This is a genomic window from Mesorhizobium sp. CNPSo 4684, from assembly GCF_057784315.1.
The window spans coordinates 1-20,858 of sequence record NZ_JBWLUX010000022.1; the positions used below are offsets into that span (position 1 = coordinate 1).

Consider the following 20,858-nt stretch of genomic DNA (forward strand, 5'->3'; position numbering starts at 1 on the left):
GTCGAGGCCTTGCTGGAGGTCGGCCTCGACCCCAATGCCCGCAACCGCTACCCGCACGAATTCTCAGGCGGCCAGCGCCAGCGCATTGCCATCGCCCGCGCCATGATCCTGAAGCCCAAACTGGTGGTGCTGGACGAGCCGACCTCGGCGCTCGACCGATCGGTGCAGAAACAGATCGTCGAATTGCTGCGCAAGCTGCAGGCCGACCACGAACTGTCCTACCTCTTCATCAGCCACGATCTCGCCGTGGTGCGCGCCATGGCCGACTACATCATCGTCATGAAGCAAGGCAAGATCGTCGAGGAAGGGCCGACCGAAGAGATCTTCAGCAACCCGCAGGCCGCCTATACGCAGACGCTGATGAACGCGGCGATCGATGTGACGCGGTTCCGGCTGAGTGCTTGAGGCGTGAGGTGAAGCAGATCTTCAGGGCAGGGCCAGTTCGTTTAGCCTGCTGACTTGGGGCATCTGTTGGCTCTTGCCACGACGAGCGCATCCTCTTGCTGCTTCAGCTTTTCGATCCTGGCCGTCTCTCGGTTGGCGACGGCGGTCTTCACACGTGCGCCGCCGAGCAGCCAGTTCGGCACCCTGGTGTTGGCGACCTTGCCGCGGGTGATGGCGGTTTGCGAGATTTCACGCGCGATATCGCCCACGGCATTGTTGAGCTCGGCGCATGTCATGCTGTCGTATTTCGCCGGGTTGACCGTACCGCCCAGCGACGAGCAGCCTGTCGCCAGCGACAGAGCAAGCAGCGCAGACAGCCGGCCTGCGATCGAAATCAACAAATTCATCTTCCGCACACCTCGTTTTGGGCCGCTGTTTCGGCGGTTGTCCCATTATCGAGGTAGCGCGGATGGTTGTCTCGTCAAAACACCATGGCACCACCCTCTCGCGACCGTCCTCGCCGGCTGTCCGCAATGGCGGCCAACCTAGGACATCGGGTCCTGGAGGTTGAACGACCGCTATCGTTCTTCCCTGCCTACGGCTCCCGGCCCGAAGGCTGCCAGACTGCTTCGCGCCTTAATGTCGGTCGTCGAGCACGCCATAGCCGCGTCCCAAAAGCAGACATCCGAGTGAAGGCCTCATTTGCGTAGGCTGACATTGGGTTGTTACTCGCGGGGCGACCGCTTTCCCCCGTTGCAGCGAACTCGAGATCGGTGGATGGCTGGGCTGCTTTGTGTCGGCGGTTCGACGGGCCGTATGGTCCAAAAGAGACCGGAGTGCGTCCAACGCTAGCTTGGCCGACCGATCCACCGCACGATTTCATAGGCAGGCATCGGGCGGCGAAAACCTTTCAGTGTCAGTTCGCCAACGGCGACGGACTCAACCAGTGATTCCACGGCACCAACGACCCGCTGGCTGACGAGAATCTGGCGTGGCCTGGCTTCCTCACACAATCGGGCGGCGTGGTTCGACACTGTGCCTATCACTGCATAATCGGCGCGCTGGTCGAAACCGATCCGCCCTATGGTTGCATGGCCTCGGGCGATCCCGATTCCGAAGCCGAGCAAGTGATCGCGCTTGCGCCATTGCTCTGAATGCTCGTCAATCGCATCACGCATCGCCGTAGCCATGCGGACGGCTCTCTCCGTATGGTCGGCGCAGGGCAGTGGATCGTTGAAAACCACGACGATACCGTCGCCCACGAATCGCTCAAGAGTTCCCTCGTGGCGGATGATTTGTTCACCAAGACAGGCGTGGTATTCGCTAAGAACCGCCATCACCTCCTCGGGTTCGGCAGTCTCGGCGAAGGCTGTAAAGCCGCGTAGATCGCAGAAAACGACGGTCACCTCGCGACGGTGACTTTGCAGAAGCGTATCGCCATTTCCTGCCGCAAGGATGAGGTCGGCGACCTGCTCGGGCAGGAAACGCCGCAGCCGGCCCATTCGCTCGATCTCGATCACCTGCTCCGCCAAGGTCTGCTCGAGCGAGCGGTTCCAATCGGAAAGCTGTGCGGCTTGTTCCTGGAGGAGTTGGGCCTGGCTTGCGACGGTATCGTGAAGCGCCTTCTGGCGCAGCATCGAGCGCACCCGCGCCAACAGCGCCTGGTGCTCGAAGGGCTTTGTCAAATAGTCATCGCCCCCGGCGTCCAGCCCCTCGACCACATCGCGCGTGTCGGCTTTTGCGGTGACAAGAATGACGGGGATCGATCGCAGCGAGACATCCTGCTTCAGCATGCGTACCACACTGATGCCGTCTAGCTTCGGCATCATGATGTCGAGCAGGATCAGATCCGGCGTGAGTTCGCGGGCTTTCGCAAGCCCCTCTTCACCATCGGCGGCGGTTGCAACTTCGTAGCCGTTCGCCTCGAGGCGCATGCGCAGGATCTCGAGGTTTTCCGGAGTATCGTCGACCGCGAGAATGCGTGGCGGATCGTGCAAGGCGCTGCCTCCCTCAAGAAAGGAACCCGCGAATCTCGGAAAGCAGCTGGCGCGGACTGAATGGCTTGGCAATGTAACCATCGCACCCGGCAGCAAGGGCTTTCGCTTCGTCGCCCGACAACGCGTAGGAGGTGACGGCGATAATCGGAATGTGCCGCAGCGCCGGATCGGCCTTGATGCGGCGGGCCGCTTCATACCCGTCGATCACCGGGAGCTGAATGTCCATAAGGATCAGGTCGGGCCTGTGCGCTCCGGCTGCAGCGATGCCGGCGGCGCCGTCCGCCGCCTCGATCAGTTCGTATTCGGTGGTGGCAATGAGATCGCGGATGATCTGGCGGTTGTCCTCGGTGTCTTCCACCATCAGGATTCGTTTGCTCATGCGGCCCTCACGTCCTTTTTCACCCGGATTGGTACTTTGAAACGGAATGTCGACCCTGACCCGATCACGGACTCGACGTCTATGGTTCCGCCATGCATTTCGACGATGCGCTTCGAGATCGCCAGGCCAAGACCTGTGCCACCCTTCTGCCTGGTGCTGCTGTTGTCGACCTGCTGGAATTCTTCGAAGATGAGAGCCTGGTCCTTGGACGCGATGCCGGGACCGGTGTCTCGGACGGTGATCTCGAAGTGCCCGTCGACCGCATCGGCAAGAATGTCGACTGCACCCGTTTCGGTGAATTTGACGGCATTGCCTGCAAGATTGAGCAGGACCTGCGTCAAACGGCGTTCGTCCCCGCGGCCGATTGGAAGGTTCTCGGCAACAGTCGTTGAAAGCTCAAGGCCCTTCGCTCGCGCCAGCGGCTCGACAGCCGCAACGGTCGATCGAACAATCTGCGCGACGGAGTAGTCCTCGATCGCCAGCGTGAGCTGGCCGGCTTCGATCTTGGAAAGGTCGAGTACGTCGTTGATGAGGCCGAGGAGGTGACGGCCGTTTGCCTGCACGCGCGCGACGGTCGTCTTCGCCTTGTCCGGGAGTTCGCCGTAGATGCCGTCGACCAGCAGTTCTGTGAAGCCTAATACTGAATTGAGCGGTGTCCTGAGCTCGTGGCTCATATTCGCGAGGAACTGGGACTTGTGGCGGCTGGCGGCCTCCAGTTCCCGCCCTTTCTCCTCGATCTCGCGGAACAGCTTGGCATTCTGGATCGCGAGCACCGATTGGGCTGCGAAGGTCTCCAGCAGGTGGACAACTTGCTCATGGAAGGCACCTGGCTTGTGGCGCCTGACGACCAGTGCACCGACGATCTTGTTGGGCCTCAGCAGCGGAACGATCAGGATACCGCGATATCCGGCTTCCACGATCGTCTTTCTTACAAGGAAGGATGAGGTCTCCTGGCTGAGGTCGGGAAACTGCACTGGCATGCAGCGCCCGGGTGCGTCGCCGATCCCCATGTCGGCCAGCCCGATCGTCTGGTGTGAGACCGCGGCGATAAGCTCATCGCTCATACCGAAGTTTGCGCGCGGAAGGAATTGCTGTCGCGTGCTGCTGAACACGTAGATGGTGCCAGCATCCGTCTTCGACAACTGGACCGCTTTGGCGACGATCGTTTTCAGCACCGTGTCGAGATCCAGCGTCGAATTGACCGCCTTGCTCACCTCACCAAGCGCCTCAAGCTCACCAACAGACGCGGCAAGCTCGCGCGTCCGTGACTGCACCGCCTCGAAGAGCCGCGCATTCTCGATGGCGATCACCGCCTGGTCGGCGAATGTCTCGACGAGCGCGATCTCCTTGGGATTGAAAGGTTGCGGCTCAACCCTCGTCATGACGAATACGCCAACGAGATCACCTTCCCGCAACAGCGGGGCAGCGAGGACGGTGCGGAATCCGCCTGCCTCAGCGATCAAGGCAACGCGGTAGTCCGGATCAGCGGTCACGTCTTCGATTTGTACGATCCGCCGTTCTTCGATTACGCGCCCTACGGCAGAGCCTCGGCCTGCGGCAAGCGCTGGAACTGGATTGGCGTCGACATAAGCGCGGAAACTGGGCGGGTAGCCATGCGTCGACACATAGCGGAATACGCCATCCAGCAACTGCACGATACCACCCTTGTCGGCACGGCAGAGTCTGACAGCCGATTCCACCAACGTATCGAGCACGACCTGCAGATCGAAGGTGGAGCGGCTGATGACCTTCAGAACGTCTGCAGTGGCTGTCTGCTGCTGAAGGGCTTCGTCGAGCTGCTGGGTGCGCGTCTCAATCTCCTGATACAGGCGCCCCAGCTGGTCGGAGGTCTGGTTGACGTTGGCGGCGAGCACTCCAAGCTCGTCGCGATTGGCGACGGCAACCTGTTGGGCGAAGTCGCCGGCCGCTATCTGGCTGAGACGCGCTTCGATCTTCTTGACCGGTTCGATCAACGACCAGGAGATGATGTAGCCGAGCCCCAACGCCAGCAGGATACTGCCGACCGCAAACGAGACCACGATCAGTCTGGACGTGCCGTACGCACCCTCGGTGGTTTCGATGGCCGCCACCATGTCGGCTTCAGCCATGTTGACCAGCTGGTTTGTCAGCCGTTCGAGGCGATCAGCCGACGGTATGATTTCATCAAGCTGAACCTTGCGCGCCTCCTCCGTGCGGCTGGCGCGGACGAGTTCCGCCACGTGTGTCGCCCCGGCCGTCAGCCGTTCGTACTCTTGCCTGACCTGGCCAAGCACTTCCACCTCGGCTTTGGCGACGAACTCCATGCGGTCGAGGTCGTAGCCGAACTGATTGAGCTGGCGCAGCGCCGCATCCAGCATCCGGTCGTCCTGAAGCAACAGGGCGGTGGAGATTCCGTAGAGCTGGGTGGTCGTATCGTGCTGTACCTGGCGGTAGGCCGCGATCCTGCGCTGCAGCTTAATCAGCTCGTTGGTCTGATCGTTGACCCCACTCAGCACCTGCAACCCGACGGCCCCGAGCACGATCAGCAGGCCGACGATCGACAGGAACGCGATCAAGAGCTTGGTCTGGACGCGCGCCGGCAGCCGGGCAACCCAGCCAACGAGCCGGTTCGTTATGCTATTTGGATTCGTCCAAGAGGCTGACAAGGTCATCCCGGAACTCCTCCAAGTCGAACCGGACGCCAAGATACTGTACTCGCAACATGCCATTGGGGTCTACGAGCGACGTCAACAAGGTATGGTCGACATCTCCGTTCGCCGCCTTCTTCGCGATGACCCCGTATTTCCGTCCCACCTCATTGACGACCGCCGGATCACCGGTAAGAAACGACCAGCCCTTCAGATCGGCACCAAAATTCTGCGCATATTCCTTCAAAACCTCGGGCGTATCGCGCTCCGGGTCGACGGTGATCGAAACAAATGCGATTTGGGGTCCGAACGCACTACCCAACTTTTCCTGCACGCTGGCCATATGGGCGGTCAACATGGGGCAGACGTCGGTACAGTATGTATAGATGAATGAGACGGCGACCACCTTGCCGCGAAAGTCGTGCAGCGACACGCGCACATTATCCTGCGATACCAAGGTAAAGTCCGGCGCCTGTCCGATCGTCGGCAGGCGCTCGTCGTGCGGCGCGTCGTGCGCGTATGCCGGCCCGGCCATCAGCGCCAGTGCCAATGCGCGTGCCCGCCAGAAACTCACGTCTTCAACTCACGCTTGAGTTCGTTGAGGAAGCGCCAATCCGTGCCGTTGGCGATGATCGTCTGTGGCGTTGACCTGATCATGCCGGCCTCTTGAAGCCGCAGCGAATAGAAACGAACGGTGTCCTCTGAATCGAACTCGCGCCACTTCCGGTATGGCACCTCGGTAAGCGCCCCCAAGGCATAGTCGTAGTTGGGGGTGAAGTTCCGTTCGACCAGCCGCCTCGCCGCAACATCGGGCTGCCCCGCGCACAAGTCCGCCGCCTTGAGGATGGCGCGCAGCACGCGCTTGGAGGCAACCGGATGCTCACGCACGAAATCCGCGTTGCCGGCAAGCAGGCAGCAGAAGTATGCCGCCCACGGTTGGTCCAGCGTGCTGTTTATCAGCACGCGGCCGATGCCCCTGGCTCGAAGCTCTTGCGGCTCCGGCGGGAAGCCGAGGAAGGCGTCGACTTCGCCGCTTGCGTACAGCTCCTTCGCCCGCACTTGGGGGTCGCTTACCCAGTTGATATCGCGCAGCGGGTCGATCCCGACGTAAGCTGCCATGCTGGCAAGGAACAAATACGGGCTCGACCCCAGCGCCTGTACGCCGATTTTCTTGCCCCTTAGGTCACGGAGGCTATCGATCCCCGGCCGGACGAAAAGCTCGAAGCAGCCGGGGTGGACGCCACTCAACAGGGTCAGTCCCTTGCCCTGGTCGATCGCCACGATCGACGATGTGATAAAGTTCAAGCTGAAGTCGACATTCCCGCTGACCGTGTTGACCGTAGTCGCGATCCCCGGCTCGGACTCCACATATTCGATCTCGTCGAAGCCTTCCGCGTGAAGCAGTTCCTCGGCTACATATTGCGGCGCGATGCAAACGCCAGGGATCTTGGCCAAGCGAATGCGCGTGGTCTCCGGCGGTGGCTCGGCAAGAACTCGAGTTGGAGCGCCGACGAGGCTTGCGGCGCCGGCAGCCGTCAGGGCCGCCAGGAAACGGCGGCGGTTCTGAGTGATCCGCATGTCACGCTTCCTCCCTAGGACAAAGCAAGCTCAGGTTTTCAACTCACGCTTCAGCTCCTCGATGAAGCGCCAGTCCGTTCCATCGGCGATGATCTGCTGTGGGCTCGACTTGATCATGCCCGTCTCCTGCATGCGCAGCGCGTAGAAGCGCATCGAGGCTTCGGCGTCGTAGTCCCGCCAGACGTCGTACTGCGTATCGCTCAGCGTTTGCAGCGCGTATTCGTAGCTGTCGACGAAACCTCGCTCGACCATCTGCCCTGCACTCCATGCGGGATCCGACGCGCAGAGGTCAGCACCCTTGACGATCGCCCTGAGCACGCGCTTGGTCGCCACCGGGTACTTATTCACGTAATCCGCAGCGGCCGAGGTCATGCAGCAGAAGTGCTGCGACCACGGGCGGTCGATGGTTGTGTTGAGGATCGTGTGGCCGATTTTCTTGGCGCGCAGTTGCTGCGTCTCCGGCGGCGTGAAGAGGTATGCATCGAACTTTCCTTCCGCGAAGGCTTCCACCGGCTTGCTTTCCTGGACCCATTCGAAGTCGTTGTCGGGATCCAGTCCGATATAGGCGGCCATCAGGGCAACTAGCACGCGCGACGGCGCATCGATGTCGTGCATGCCCACCCGCTTGCCCTTGAGGTCTGGGATGCCTTGGATGCTGTCGTTGGCGATCAGCTCGAGGCACCCGGAGTGCAGACCGCCAAGCACCTTGATTGGCACGCCGGCGTCGATCGACGCGACATGGACCGGCGCGTAGTTCATGCTGAAATCCGTGTCGCCGCGTGCGATCCACACCGCCTGATCGACCTTCTCGTCGCCCTGGACGTAGCGGACGTCGGTAAAGCCCTCCGCTTTGAGGAGCTCTCCGGCCAAGTACATCCCCGCCCAACAGTAGGCACCATCGATCCACCGCGGCAGGCGGACGGTGGTCGTTTCCGGTGGTGGCTCGGCCCAGGCCTCAGGGGTTGCGCCGATTAAACCAGCGGTGCCGGCCGCCGCGGCGCCAGCCATGAAGGTGCGGCGATTTTGAATGATCTGCATGGGCCTCTCCTTCCCATAAAAGGCAATTATGTGCCTTGGCCGCTCACGTTTTCATCTCGCGCTTCAGCTCGTCGAGAAAGCGCCAGTCCGTTCCATCGGCGATGATCTGCTGTGGGCTCGACTTGATCATGCCCGTCTCGTGCATGCGCAGCGCGTAGAAGCGCATCGAGGCTTCGGCATCGTAATCCCGCCACCTGTCGTACCGGATGTCGTGCAGCGTTTGCAGCGCGTAGTCGTAGCTGGGCACGAAACCGCGATCGACCAGCTGTTCTGCAGTCCATGACGGATCTGAGACACAGAGGTCGGCGCCCTTGAGGATGGACCGCAGGACGCGCTTTGTCGCCGCCGGATATCTGTCTACATAATCCGCAGTCGCCGAAATCATGCAGCAGAAGTGCTGCGACCACGGCGGGTCGGTGGTCGAGTTGAGGATTGTGTGGCCTACTTTCCTGGAGCGAAGTTCCTGCGTGCGGGGCGGTTGGCCGAGCACTGCATCGTACTTTCCTTCGACGAAGCCTTCCGCAAAATTGTGCTCTTCGATGACCCATTCGATGTCGTTGACGGGATTGAGCCCAACATAGGCGGCCATCAGAGAAACCAACACATATTGCGGCGAATCAAGCGTAAAGACCCCAACCCGCTTTCCCCGCAGGTCCGAGATGCCTTTAACCCTGTCGTTGGCGATCAGTTCGAGGCACCCGGAGTGCAGTCCGCTTAGTACCCTGATTGGCACTCCAGCATCGATCGACGCCAGATGAATCGGCACATAATTCACACTGAAGTCCGTCTCGCCGTTTGCGATCCACGCCGAATGATCAACCTTCTTGTCACCTTGCACATAGCGGACATCGGTGAACCCCTCGGCGCGCAGCATCTCTCCGGCGAGGTACAGGCCCGCCCAGCAATAGGCGCCGCCGATGTACCGCGGCAGGCGGACCGAGGTGGTCTCCGGCAGCGGCTCAGCCCAGGCTTGCGTCGAGGTGCCGATAAGTCCCGCGGCGCCGGCTGCCGCAGCGCCGGCCAGGAAATGACGGCGGTTCTGGAAGACCTGCATAAGCCCCTCCTTCCCTCGATAGGGCGCACGCCGTGTTGGCGATTGCCTACGTCTTCAACTCCTTCTTCAGTTCGCTGAAGAAGCGCCAGTCGGTGCCTTGCGCCAAGAGCTTATGGGGGGTGCTCTTGAGCATTCCGACCTCGTGGAGGCGCAAGGCGTAGAAGCGCAGAGTGTCCTCAGCGCTATACTCACGCCAACCGTAGGGGAGCCCCTTTATGACCTGGAGGGCATGGTCATAGCGCCTCGTATAGCCCTGCTCCACCAAGAACTGGGCGGACTGCTCGGGCTCGCTGGTGCAGAAATCCGCCGCTTTCAAGATGGCGCGGAGGGCGCGTTTGGTGGCCACCGGATTTGTGCGGACGAACTCCCGGTTCCCAGCCAGCATGCAGCAGAAGTATTGCGACCAGGGCCGGTCCACGGTGCTGCTAATCACCACATGGCCGATCTGCTGCTCCCGCATCTCCTGCGGTTCGGGGGGAAAGCCCAGGTAGGCGTCGATCTTCCCCTCACTTAGGAGCCGGATGGACTCGGGACCCGGATGCGTGACGAAGTGTATGTCCTTATGGAGGTCCAGGCCCACATACGCCGTCATAGCGGCGAGAAAGACGTATCGGCTGGAATCCAGCGACGGCACGGCCACGGTCTTCCCCTTGAGGTCGCGGATCGCTTGGACGCGATCGGTCCCGAACAGCTCAAAGCAGCCGACGTGGAGTCCAGCCAGGATGACGATCGGATCCCCAGCCTCCAGGTGGAGAAGGAGCGGGGCAGCGAAATGCGCACTGAGGTCGGCTTCACCAGAGGCGAGAGCCGGCGCGATGTCTGCGGTCCCCCTCTTTTGGAGGTAGTGCACCTCAGTGAACCCTTCGCTGCGCAGCAGTTCTTCGGCTACATACTGGGGGGCCTGACAGATGCTGGGAATCCGGATGAGCCGAATCCGCGTCGTCTCTGGCGGTGGCTCTGCGGAGAGCGATTGGCGGACCCCGACGAGGCTCGTGGCGCCGGCTGCCGAAAGGCCGGCCAGGAAGCGCCGGCGGCTTTGGATGATTTCCATGTCCACGTCTCCCCTGAGACAAATGGGATCAGGTTTTCAGCTCACGCTTCAACTCGTCGAGGAAGCGCCAGTCCGTTCCGTCGGCGATGATTTGTTGCGGGCTCGATTTGATCATGCCCGTCTCGGTGTGGAGTGACTCCGGAAGACCGACGATACCGGCAGCGCCTGCCATTGCAGCGCCGGCCAGGAGATGACGGCGGGTTCGCAGGATCTGCATCAAGCGCTCCTCTTCCGATTTACAAAAGGCAATTCTGGCCGGAACCGAGCAAAAAAGGTTTCGGCGGAGGCAGATGGTCCCGTGGGTGCGACGAGTAGTTGTGGATTCTATCGCGCCCAGTCCGCTGCGGGAGTCTTGCGCTCTCAGTCGCCGGCTCACGTATTAGCAACCGACGATATGCCAACGATACGCCCAATTTGCGTCGGTTGCGAGCGCAAAACTTACTACGCCAAACGTCCTGCCAGCACCTCGCTGTCAGGGGACTGTTTGCGCGGTTGCGAATGGCCGCTTCGAGTTTACTGCGGCCGGACCAAGTCATCGACGCAAAGGTCTGCATCGGGTCAGCCTCAGAGCTTGGTCCCACCGGCTGACGTCCGATGTCGTTTTTCGGACGCCAAAAGCCGTCATTCCGCTCCCAGCCCCATCAGTCATCCGACGACTGCCGGCAACTGACCGCTGCTTAGGAGAGCTATACACCCTGCCAGCCGCGAAGAGCTGCCAACTACTTTTCCATTTCTGTGGGGATGTCGGGAGAAACGGACACCTAAGTGTCTGTTTTTTCTGGTCGGAGTGGCAGGATTTGAACCTGCGACCCCCTCGTCCCGAACGAGGTGCGCTACCAGGCTGCGCTACACTCCGTGACCAGACCGCGGGCTTATAGCCGCCGTACTTCGTTCCTGCAAGCGGCAATGGCAGCGCTTCTGTCGCATTTCGTTCGCTTTCGTCGGGCATTGCCGCAAAGCTTGGATTTCCCGCCCGGGATAAACCCCGCTTAAAGCCTTGTGTGCTAGGCAGCAGCCTCGATAAATCGTGTTTTCGCCATCTGGAGCTCTGCTGTCTTGCCCCTGAAAATCGTAGGCGACGCCCGGCCCAACAGCTTCGAATTCGAAACGGAAGCGCTGATCAAAGCGTCGGGATTTCGCGAGTACGATGCGCGCTGGTGGTTCGGTCACCCCGGCTCCGCGCAGCCGCCGGAGCTCAACCTGATCGGCGTCCAGGCGCTCGGCATGGGGCTGGGCACGTTGATTCGGCGTCTTGGCGCCGGGCCTGACATCGTCACCGGCCACGATTTCCGCGCCTATTCGCTCGGCATCAAGCTGGCGCTGGTGTCCGGCCTGATGGCTGCGGGCGCCAGGGTAAAAGACATTGGCCTGGCGCTGTCGCCGATGGCCTATTTCGCCCAGTTCGCGCTCGACACACCGTCCGTCGCCATGGTCACGGCCTCTCACAATGAAAACGGCTGGACCGGGGTCAAGATGGGCGCGGCGCGGCCGCTGACCTTCGGGCCGGAGGAGATGAGCGCACTGAAACAGATCGTGCTGTCCGGTGATTTCGATCTTGTCGGTGGCGGTTCCTACGATTTCGTCTCCGGGTTCCGCGAGATCTATCTCGACGATCTGGTTGGCGACAAGCGCATCGCGCGAAAGCTGAAGGTCGTGGCCGCATGCGGCAATGGCACCGCCGGTGCCTTCGCGCCGCAGGCGCTGGAGCGCATCGGCTGCGAGGTGATCCCGCTCGACGTCGAGCTCGACCATACTTTTCCGCGTTACAACCCGAACCCGGAGGACATGCAGATGCTGCATGCCATCAGGGACAAGGTTCTGGAGACCGGCGCCGATGTCGGGCTGGGCTTCGACGGTGACGGCGACCGTTGCGGCGTGGTCGACAATGAAGGCAACGAGATCTTCGCCGACAAGGTCGGCGTCATGCTGGCGCGGGATATTTCGAGCCAGTATCCCGGCTCGACTTTCGTCGTCGACGTCAAGTCGACCGGGCTGTTTAACACCGACAGTGTGCTGCGCGCCAATGGCGCCGTCACCGATTACTGGAAGACCGGCCACTCCTACATCAAGCGCCGCGTTGCCGAACTCGGCGCCGTCGCCGGCTTCGAAAAGTCAGGCCATTTCTTCTTCAACCCGCCGATCGGCCGCGGCTACGATGATGGTCTCATCACGGCAATAGCCATTTGCCAGATGCTCGATCGCAATCCGAAAAGCTCGATGGCCGATCTCTACCGCGCACTGCCGCCGACCTATGGCACGCCGACCATGTCGCCGCATTGCGCCGACGATGTGAAATACGGCGTGGTCGAACGCGTGGTGACGGACTTCCAGGCAATGCAGCGCGACGGCGAGGCTTTTGCCGGCCAGAAGATATCGGACCTCATCACCGTCAACGGCGTGCGTGTCGTTGCCGAGGATGGCACCTGGGGGCTGGTGCGGGCGTCGTCGAACAAGCCAGAGCTTGTCGTGGTTGTCGAAAGCCCGGTATCGTCCGACCGCCGCCGTCAGATGTTCGAGGCTGTCGACGCCGTGCTGCGCCGCAGTCCCGAAGTAGGCGCCTACAACCAGACCTTTTGATTGGGCCTTTCATGACCGAGCGCATTGTCAGTTTTGTCATGAGTGGCGGTGTCGGTTCGCGGCTCTGGCCGCTGTCGCGCGAGGACAATCCAAAACAGTTCCACGATCTTTCCGGCGACGGCTCGATGCTGGCCAAGACGCTGCGCCGGCTGACGGCACGGCCGGAAGGCGAGACGCCGATCTTCCTGATCGCCGCCGAGCGTCATGCCGAGCGCGTCCATGCCGACCTTGCCGGTCTCGACCTCTCAGGCGGCGGCCCGCTGTTCGAGCCGACCGGCCGTAACACCGCTGCTGCCGTGGCGCTGGCTGCATTGCGCACGCTGTCCGAGTTTGGCGACAGCCTGGTGTTGGTGGTGCCGTCGGACCACGAAATCGCGACGCCGAAGCAGTTCTGGCAGAGCGTCGAGGTCGGCAGCGAGGCAGCCCTTGCCGGCCGGCTGGTGGTGTTCGGCATCAGGCCGACGCAGCCCGAGACCGGCTACGGCTATATCGAGGTGTCAGGCGAGAACAGCGGCGTCTTCGACGTCTCCCGTTTCGTCGAAAAGCCCGACCTTGCCACCGCGCAGAGCTATCTCAAGGCCGGCACTTTCTACTGGAACACCGGCATCTTTCTGTTTCGCGCCGGCGCCATGCGCGACGCGTTCGCGGCGTTCCAGCCGGACATCTGGCAAGCCACGGAAGCGGCCTACAAGGCGGCGACAACGGATCTGTCCGGCCTCTATATGCCGCTGGAGTTCTACGCCGCCATCCCGTCGAACTCGATCGACTACGCCATCATGGAGCGGGCCAAGGACATCGCCATGGTGCCGGCCGGCTTCCGCTGGAACGACCTCGGCTCCTGGCAGTCGCTGCTCGATGTCGGCCCTGCCGATGCCAAGGGCAATGTCGTCGTCGGTGATGTCGTCGCCATCGATTGCGAGAATTCCTACATCAGAAGCGACGGCCGGCTCCTGTCGGCGATCGGCATGAAGGATGTCGCTATCGTCTCGACCGCCGACGCCACTTTCGTCGCGCCGGTCAGCCACAGCCAGCACGTGAAGAAGATCGTCGAACAGCTGGAGAAATCGGGGCGGCTGGAAACCCGGTTTACGCCGGCGCATGACCGCGTCATCGAAAGCGGCGCCTGGCGGCGGCGCGTGCATCACTGGCTGTTCGAGGAGACCTTGCCGCTATGGTCGACGGCAGGCGTCGATGAGCGCCATGGCGGCTTTCATGAGGCGCTCGGCTTCGATGCCCAACCGCTGATGAAGCCCAAGCGTATGCGCACCATGGCGAGGCAAGTCTATGCCTTCGCCGTTGCCAAGGCGCGCGGCTGGGACGGACCGGCGGACCGCCTGATTACCCATGGCATTGCCTTCATGGCCGGCAAGGGCCGCACCGAAAAAGGCGGCTGGGTGCGCACACTCAATGTCGACGGCTCCGTCGCCGACGCCACCGAAGATGCCTACGACCATTCCTGCGTGCTCTTGGCGCTGGCGCATGCGCATATGTGCGGCAACCCCGATGCGCTGCGGCTCGGCGAAGAGACGTTCTCCTTCCTCGACGCGCATCTCGAGGACAGCCGCATGACCGGCTTTCTCGAGACATCGCACGGTGAGGGCGAACGGCGCTCCAACCCGCATATGCATTTGCTCGAGGCTTTCCTCGCCTGGTACGAGGCGACGGGCGACCGCACCTATATGCGACGCGCCGCCCGCATCATCGACCTCTTCCGCAGCCATTTCTTCGACGCCGAGAGCTGGACGCTCGGCGAATTTTTTGACGCGGGATGGAAACCCGCGGCCGGCGAGAAGGGCACATGGACCGAGCCCGGCCACCATTTCGAATGGGCCTCGCTGCTCACCGACTTTGCCGCCCGTAGCGGCCAGAGCGAGTTGAGCAATTTTGCCCGCAAGCTCTACGCCTCGGCCATCGCCAACGGCCTCAACCGCGCGACCGGCCTTGCTTACGGTGCTGTCTCAAGACAGGGCCTGCCGCTCGACCTTGTGTCGCGCAGCTGGCCGCAGGCCGAAGCGATCAAGGCGGCGATCGCACTGGATGGCTCAGGCGGTCCCGATCTCAAGCCCGAGATCGAGGCGCGGGTCGGCCGCCTGTTCCGCTGGCACATCGACCCGGCCCCGCTCGGCCTCTGGATCGACCGCATCGACGAACGCGGCCGCTCGCTGGCATCGGACGTGCCGGCCAGCATCTTCTATCATCTGGTCTGCGCGCTGACGCAGTATCTTGATGGGACAGCGCAGAAGGGGTGAGGGCTGATCTCCCCCCTTGAGGGGAAATGGCCGGCAGGCCAGAGGGGGTCGGTTCGACTGGATGCGACCTCCTTGCGATCGATGAAGGTTGGTGCTTCACGCGCGGCGACCCCCTCTGTCGCCTTCGGCGACATCTCCCCTCAAGGGGGGAGATTACGCGCTCGCCCGCTTTCGCCTCTCAATACGGGCTCGCCACGTCCCCGGTCTCGACATACACCGCCTTCAGCTGCGAATAGAGCGCCAGTGCCGCCAGCGAATTCTCGCGCCCGATACCGGACTGCTTCACCCCACCGAACGGGATTTCCACCGGCGTCAGATTGTAGGCGTTGATCCAGCAGGTGCCGGCCTGCAGCTCGGCGATGACGCGATGCGCACGCTGCAGGTCGCGGGTGAACACACCGGCGGCGAGGCCGAATTCGGTGTCGTTGGCGCGGTCGATCACCTCGTCCTCGCCGTCGAACTTCAGCACGCTCATCACCGGTCCGAAAATCTCCTCGCGCGCGATGCGCATTGTGTCGGTGACGCCGGTGAACACCGTCGGTTCGACGAAGAAGCCGCCATCAAAACCCTGCAGCGACGGTATGTTGCCGCCGCAGGCCAGCGTCGCTCCATCCTTCTGGCCGGCCTTGATGTAGGAGACGACCTTCTCCTGCTGCGCCTTGTTGACCAGCGGTCCCATCTGCGTCTCTGGATCGAGCGGGTCGCCGATGCGGATCTTTTTCGTCCGCTCGACCAGCCGGTCGACGAAGCGGTCGTGAATGCCGCTCTGCACGAACACGCGCGTGCCGTTGGAGCAGATTTGCCCCGTCGAATAGAAATTGCCGAGCATGGCGCCGCCAATGGCATTTTCGAGATCGGCATCATCGAAGACGATCAGCGGCGACTTGCCGCCGAGCTCCATCGTCGCATGCTTCATCTTCGAGCCGGCCAGCGACAGCACCTTGCGGCCAGTCGGCACCGAGCCGGTCACTGACACTTTGGCAACGACATCATGGCCAACAAGGCCGGCGCCGACATCGCCATAGCCCTGCACAACGTTGAACAGCCCGTCGGGCAGGCCGGCCTCTGAGTAGATTTCGGCCAGCGCCAGCGCCGACAGCGGGGTGTTCTCCGACGGCTTGAACACCATGGCATTGCCCATGGCGAGCGCCGGCGCGGATTTCCAGCCGGCGATCTGGATCGGATAGTTCCAGGCGCCGATGCCGACGCACACGCCAAGCGCCTCGCGGCGCGTATAGGCAAAGGGTCCGCCGAGATCGATGGCCTCGCCGTTGAAGGCAGCGACCGCACCGCCGAAATATTCGAGGCAGTCGGCCGCCGACGGCGCGTCCGCCACCAGCGTTTCCTGGATCGCCTTGCCGGTATCCAGCGTCTCGATGCGCGCGAGATCGGCGTTGCGGGCGCGCAAAATGTCGGCGGCGCGGCGCAGGATGCGGCCGCGCTCAACAGGCTTCATCCGCGCCCAGGCCGGTTGTGCCGCGCGTGCGGCTTCGATCGCCAGCTCCAGCACATTCGGCGTCGCCGAATACAAGGTGGCGATGATCTCGCCCGTCGCCGGATAGATCACCGGCAGCGGCGCACCACCTTCATCCTCGATGTAGCGGCCGTTGACATAGTGCGATGCCGTTGGCTGGGCGCGCATATGAAGTCTCCAATGATCTTTCCTACAGCGCCGCGCGTCCTCTTGGACGCGCAAAGGTCGCTGTAGCACTTAGTTTGGCGGAAGCATTCCGCCCGACAATGCCCTATCGATCCGCGACCTGCCAGCGCGGATTGATCCAGGGTTCCAGGTTGGACGGCGCCAGCGGCGTGCGGCCGAGAATGTGGTCGGATGCCTTCTCGCCGGTCATGATCGACGGCGCGTTGAGATTGCCGTTGGTGACGCGCGGGAAGATCGATGAGTCCGCGACGCGCAACCCTTCGACGCCGATGACGCGGCATTCCGGATCGACCACGCTCATGATGTCGTCGGCGCGGCCCATCTTGCAGGTGCCGCACGGGTGGTAGGCGCTCTCTGCATGATCCCGGATGAAGGCATCGAGATCCTCGTCCGACTGGATGTGCGAGCCCGGCGAGATTTCCTTGCCTCGAAAACTGTCGAAAGCCTTCTGGCCGAAGATCTCGCGGGTCAGCCTGATGCAGTGGCGGAACTCCGTCCAGTCGTCTGGATGCGACATGTAGTTGAAGCGGATAACCGGCGTCGCTTTGGGGTCGGGCGAGCGCAGCGTCACCGAGCCGCGCGACTTCGAGCGCATCGGTCCGACATGCGCCTGGAAGCCATGCGCCTTGGCCGCCGCCTTGCCATCATAGCGTACCGCCGCCGGGATAAAGTGGTACTGGATGTCGGGGTAGTCGACGCCTGCTTGCGAGCGCACGAAGGCCGCGGCCTCGAAATGGTTAGTGGCGCCGAGGCCGGTCTTGAAGAACAGCCACTGCGCCCCGATCAGCGCCTTGGAGAACGGGTTGAGCACCGAGTTCAGCGTGATCGGCTGCGTGGATTCCTGCTGGATGTAGAGCTCCATATGATCCTGCAGATTGCGGCCGACACCTGGCCGGTCGGCCACGACCTGAACGCCGTTTTCGGCGAGATGCGCTGCCGGGCCGATGCCGGACAGCATCAGGATCTTGGGCGAATTGATCGACGATGCGGCGACGATTACCTCACGTCGTGCCTTAACGACCTGAATCTGTTTGTGAGCTTCGATCTCGACGCCGACGGCGCGCTGATTCTCGATGATCACGCGGCGGGCGAAGCCTTTGACTACACTGACATTTTGCCGTTTGAGAGCCGGCTTCAGATAGGCTGATGCCGCCGACCAGCGGCGACCGCCGCGGATGGTCTGCTCCATCGGCCCGAAGCCTTCCTGCTTCGAACCGTTGTAGTCGTCGGTCAGCTCGAAGCCGGCCTGGCGGCCGGCCTCGACGAAAGCGCCGTAGAGCGGATTTTTGCGCGGGCCGCGCTGGACGTGCAGCGGCCCGCCATGGCCCCGCCAGCCATCCTCGCCGCCGTCATTGTCTTCCATCCGCTTGAAGTAGGGCAGCACATCGGCGAAGCTCCAGCCAGTCGCGCCCTCTTCGGCCCAATGGTCGAAGTCGCGGGCGTGGCCCCTGACATAGACCATGCCGTTGATCGAGGACGAACCGCCGATCACCTTGCCGCGCGGCGTCGCCAGCACGCGGCCGCCGAGATGCGGCTCCGGCTCGCTGGCAAAGCCCCAATCGTAAAGGCTCATGTTGAGCGGGATCGACAGCGCCGATGGCATCTGGATCAGCGGTCCGATATCGGTGCCGCCAAACTCGATGACGATGACCGAATGCTTGCCGTCTTCCGACAGCCGGTAGGCCATGGCCGAGCCGGCCGAGCCGGAGCCGATAATGACGAAATCTGCTTCAAGCATGGTTCATATGCGCCATGAAATCGGCGAGCGAGACATTGCCGCCGGTAGCCACAACCAGGACGGTTTTACCCGCCACATTCACCTTGCCGCCGAGCAGTGCCGCCAGCGACGCCGCGCCCGACGGTTCCAGCACCAGCTTCATCCGCTCGAAGGCGATCTTCATTGCCCGCCGCACAGATGCATCGTCGACGGTGATGCCGCGCACGCCGGCGGTCTTGACCGCCGCGAACGGCGCATCGCCCGGCCGCCGCGACATCAGCCCGTCGCAGATCGATTTCGGCGCGATCGGCATGGTCTCGATGGCGCCGTGATCCAATGACGCCCCCATGCCGTTGAACCCTTCCGGCTCGACGCCGATGATCTCGGTCGCCGGCGACAAATAGTGGAAGGCGAGCGACACACCGCCGATCAGTCCGCCACCACCGACCGAGCAGAACAAGAGATCGGCACTGGCGTCCTTTGCCTCAAGTTGTTCGAGCGCTTCGAGCCCGGCGCCGGCCTGGCCAGCAACGATCTCCGGATCGTCGAATGGATGCAGCAACGCCAGCCCTTCGGTCTCGGCAATCTCGCGCGCTTTGGCGGCCGCGACCTCTTCACGGGCGCGCTCGCCATGATCGGTCAGCACGACGCGCGCGCCATAGCCAGCGGTGGCATCCCGCTTGGCGGCCGGCGCATCGATCGGCATGACGATGGTGACGGGAATGCCGAGCGCCTGGCCGGCAGCCGCCAGCCCTTGCGCGAAATTGCCGGAGGAGTAGGCGACGACGCCTTTCCTGGCTTCGTCAGGCGACAGCCGCTTCAACCGCCAATAAGCGCCGCGCACCTTGAAGGAGCCCGCCCATTGCAGCGATTCCGGCTTGATGAACACGCGCGCAGCACCGGTCTCCTTGGCGAGCGCCGCGGATTCCAGCAACGGCGTGATCTGCGTCGCCCTGGAGGTGACGGCATAGGCCTGCTTGAGATGATCGAGGGAGGGAACGAACGTTGTTGTCATCATTCGCCTCGCGGATACCTTTTGCTCTCTTCGAGATTGTCGAGATTCATGTGGTTGCGCATGTACCGCTCCGATGCTTTTTGCAGCGGCTGGAAATCCCATGGGTAATAGGCGCCATTGCGCAACGCCGGGTAGACGACCCAGCGGCGCGCCTGGCTCTCGCGCACCGCGGCGTCGAAGGCGACCATGTCCCAACGCGCCCGGACTGCTCTTGTGAAAGCTGTCACGAGGGCAGTGTGCGCCGGATCGTTGGCGAGGTTGTCGCGCTCGAGCGGGTCGGCTTCGAGATCGAACAGTTGCGGCGGGTCGAGCTCGCAATGGACGAATTTGTATTTGCCGTCGCGGATCGCCACCAGCGGCGCGTAGGAGCCTTCGGCTGCGTACTCGATCAACACGGGCGTGGTGCGCTGCCCGCCCTTGGCAAGCGGCAGCAGCGACTGGCCGTCGGTCCATTGCGCGATCGCCCCGATGTCGATGCCGGCGAGGTCGCAGAGCGTCGGCGTCACGTCGAGATTGGAAACCGGCGCCTCGATCAGCCCTGATGGCACGCCATTGCCGGCGATCATCAGCGGCACCCGCACCGAGCCCTCGAAGAAGCTCATTTTGAACCACAGGCCGCGCTCGCCCAGCATGTCGCCATGGTCGGAGCAGAACAGGATGGTGGTGTCGTCGAGCATGCGCGTTCGCTTGAGAACGTCCAGAAGCTCGCCAAGCTTGTCGTCGACATAGGAAATGTTGGCGAAATAGCCGCGCCGCGAACGACGCACCTGCTCACGGGTAATGTCGAAGGAGGGGTAGTCGGAGGCATGATAGAGACGCTGCGAATGCGCGTCCTGATCGTCACGCGCGATGAAGCCCGTTTCCGGGTCCAGCGCCTGGCAGTTCTCGTAGAGATCCCAGTACTGCTTGCGCGCGACGTAGGGGTCGTGCGGGTGCGACAGCGAAACGGTAAGGCACCAGGGCCGATGCTCCGCATCGTCCTGCTCGCGCGAAAGCTGATAGAGCTTCTGCGTGGCGAGGAACACGACCTCGTCGTCATACTCCATCTGGTTGGTGGTCTCGGCGACACCGGCGCCGGTCACCGAGCCGAGATTGTGGTACCACCATTCGATGCGCTCGCCGGGCTTGCGGTAATCCGGCGTCCAGCCGAAATCGGCCGGATAGATGTCGGTGGTCAGCCGCTCCTCGAAACCGTGCAACTGGTCGGGCCCGACGAAATGCATCTTGCCCGACAGGCAGGTGTAGTAGCCGGCGGCGCGCAGATGATGGGCGAAGGTCGGGATCGAGGAGGCGAACTCCGCCGCATTGTCGTAGACCCCGGTGCGCGACGGCAATTGCCCGCTCATGAATGAGGCACGGCCGGGCGCACAGAGTGGCGAGGCCGTGTAGTTGTTGGCAAAGCGAGCCGAGCGGGCGGCCAGCGCCTTCAGATGCGGCACATGCAGGAAGTCGGCCGGCCCGTCGGGGAACAGCGTGCCGTTGAGCTGATCGACCATGACGATCAGGAAATTGGGTCGCCTTGATGTCACTGA

Annotated in this window: 17 protein-coding genes and 1 tRNA gene; 3 read left to right on the forward strand and 15 right to left on the reverse strand. The window is 62.6% G+C overall.

What is annotated here, in order from left to right; translation table 11 throughout:
* The coding region (locus tag AC04SG_RS20630; RefSeq protein ID WP_488552562.1) for an ATP-binding cassette domain-containing protein at positions 1-405 on the forward strand (405 nt) is incomplete at its 5' end.
* Positions 406-446: 41 nt separating this feature from the next.
* On the opposite strand, the gene AC04SG_RS20635 is transcribed toward AC04SG_RS20630, so the two are convergent.
* The 11 genes from AC04SG_RS20635 to AC04SG_RS20685 form a co-directional block, all read right to left on the reverse strand.
* Complete coding sequence (locus AC04SG_RS20635; protein ID WP_488552563.1) at positions 447-791, reverse strand: hypothetical protein; 345 nt, start codon at positions 789-791, stop codon at positions 447-449.
* A gap of 441 nt (positions 792-1,232) precedes the next feature.
* Positions 1,233-2,381, reverse strand: a complete 1,149-nt coding sequence (locus AC04SG_RS20640; RefSeq protein ID WP_488552564.1) for an adenylate/guanylate cyclase domain-containing protein — start codon at positions 2,379-2,381, stop codon at positions 1,233-1,235.
* Between the two features lie 13 nt (positions 2,382-2,394).
* The gene (locus AC04SG_RS20645; protein WP_246501742.1) at positions 2,395-2,742 is read right to left on the reverse strand and encodes a response regulator; all 348 of its coding nucleotides are present in this window, start codon (positions 2,740-2,742) and stop codon (positions 2,395-2,397) included.
* A 14-nt stretch (positions 2,743-2,756) separates the two neighbouring features.
* Positions 2,757-5,411 (reverse strand): GAF domain-containing protein, encoded by a 2,655-nt coding sequence (locus AC04SG_RS20650; RefSeq protein WP_488552565.1) that lies wholly within the window; start codon positions 5,409-5,411, stop codon positions 2,757-2,759.
* Entirely contained in the window at positions 5,377-5,961 is a 585-nt protein-coding gene (locus tag AC04SG_RS20655; RefSeq protein WP_488552566.1) for an SCO family protein, read from the reverse strand. The genes AC04SG_RS20650 and AC04SG_RS20655 overlap by 35 nt, the downstream gene beginning before the upstream one ends.
* Positions 5,958-6,965, reverse strand: coding sequence for an ABC transporter substrate-binding protein (locus tag AC04SG_RS20660; protein WP_488552567.1), 1,008 nt, complete (start codon positions 6,963-6,965; stop codon positions 5,958-5,960). Before AC04SG_RS20660 ends, AC04SG_RS20655 begins: the two co-directional genes overlap by 4 nt.
* Positions 6,966-6,995: 30 nt before the next feature.
* The gene (locus AC04SG_RS20665; RefSeq protein ID WP_488552568.1) at positions 6,996-8,003 is read right to left on the reverse strand and encodes an ABC transporter substrate-binding protein; all 1,008 of its coding nucleotides are present in this window, start codon (positions 8,001-8,003) and stop codon (positions 6,996-6,998) included.
* Positions 8,004-8,046: 43 nt separating this feature from the next.
* Positions 8,047-9,057 carry an ABC transporter substrate-binding protein gene (locus AC04SG_RS20670; protein WP_488552569.1) on the reverse strand — a complete coding sequence of 337 codons (1,011 nt, stop codon included), beginning with the start codon at positions 9,055-9,057 and terminating at the stop codon, positions 8,047-8,049.
* 46 nt (positions 9,058-9,103) lie between these two features.
* Positions 9,104-10,108 carry an ABC transporter substrate-binding protein gene (locus tag AC04SG_RS20675; protein ID WP_488552570.1) on the reverse strand — a complete coding sequence of 335 codons (1,005 nt, stop codon included), beginning with the start codon at positions 10,106-10,108 and terminating at the stop codon, positions 9,104-9,106.
* Positions 10,109-10,136: 28 nt separating this feature from the next.
* On the reverse strand, positions 10,137-10,328 hold the full coding sequence (locus AC04SG_RS20680; protein WP_488552571.1) for a twin-arginine translocation signal domain-containing protein: 192 nt from the start codon (positions 10,326-10,328) through the stop codon (positions 10,137-10,139).
* A 559-nt stretch (positions 10,329-10,887) separates the two neighbouring features.
* Positions 10,888-10,964 (reverse strand) — tRNA-Pro (locus AC04SG_RS20685).
* Positions 10,965-11,164: 200 nt separating this feature from the next.
* Here AC04SG_RS20685 and AC04SG_RS20690 point away from each other — a divergent pair.
* Together AC04SG_RS20690 and AC04SG_RS20695 are read left to right on the forward strand one after the other, a co-directional pair.
* Positions 11,165-12,685 carry a phosphomannomutase/phosphoglucomutase gene (locus tag AC04SG_RS20690; RefSeq protein WP_488552572.1) on the forward strand — a complete coding sequence of 507 codons (1,521 nt, stop codon included), beginning with the start codon at positions 11,165-11,167 and terminating at the stop codon, positions 12,683-12,685.
* A gap of 11 nt (positions 12,686-12,696) precedes the next feature.
* Positions 12,697-14,934, forward strand: a complete 2,238-nt coding sequence (locus tag AC04SG_RS20695) for a mannose-1-phosphate guanylyltransferase/mannose-6-phosphate isomerase (protein ID WP_488552573.1) — start codon at positions 12,697-12,699, stop codon at positions 14,932-14,934.
* Positions 14,935-15,112: 178 nt separating this feature from the next.
* Here the strand turns inward: AC04SG_RS20695 and betB are convergent, their stop codons facing one another.
* The 4 genes from betB to betC form a co-directional block, all read right to left on the reverse strand.
* On the reverse strand, positions 15,113-16,576 hold the full coding sequence (gene betB / locus AC04SG_RS20700; protein ID WP_203278013.1) for a betaine-aldehyde dehydrogenase: 1,464 nt from the start codon (positions 16,574-16,576) through the stop codon (positions 15,113-15,115).
* Positions 16,577-16,679: 103 nt separating this feature from the next.
* Positions 16,680-18,332, reverse strand: coding sequence for a choline dehydrogenase (gene betA / locus AC04SG_RS20705; RefSeq protein ID WP_488552574.1), 1,653 nt, complete (start codon positions 18,330-18,332; stop codon positions 16,680-16,682).
* Positions 18,325-19,326, reverse strand: coding sequence for a threonine/serine dehydratase family protein (locus AC04SG_RS20710; protein ID WP_352584787.1), 1,002 nt, complete (start codon positions 19,324-19,326; stop codon positions 18,325-18,327). The genes betA and AC04SG_RS20710 overlap by 8 nt, the downstream gene beginning before the upstream one ends.
* Positions 19,326-20,855 (reverse strand): choline-sulfatase, encoded by a 1,530-nt coding sequence (gene betC, locus AC04SG_RS20715; RefSeq protein WP_488552575.1) that lies wholly within the window; start codon positions 20,853-20,855, stop codon positions 19,326-19,328. Before betC ends, AC04SG_RS20710 begins: the two co-directional genes overlap by 1 nt.
* Positions 20,856-20,858 lie beyond the last annotated feature (3 nt).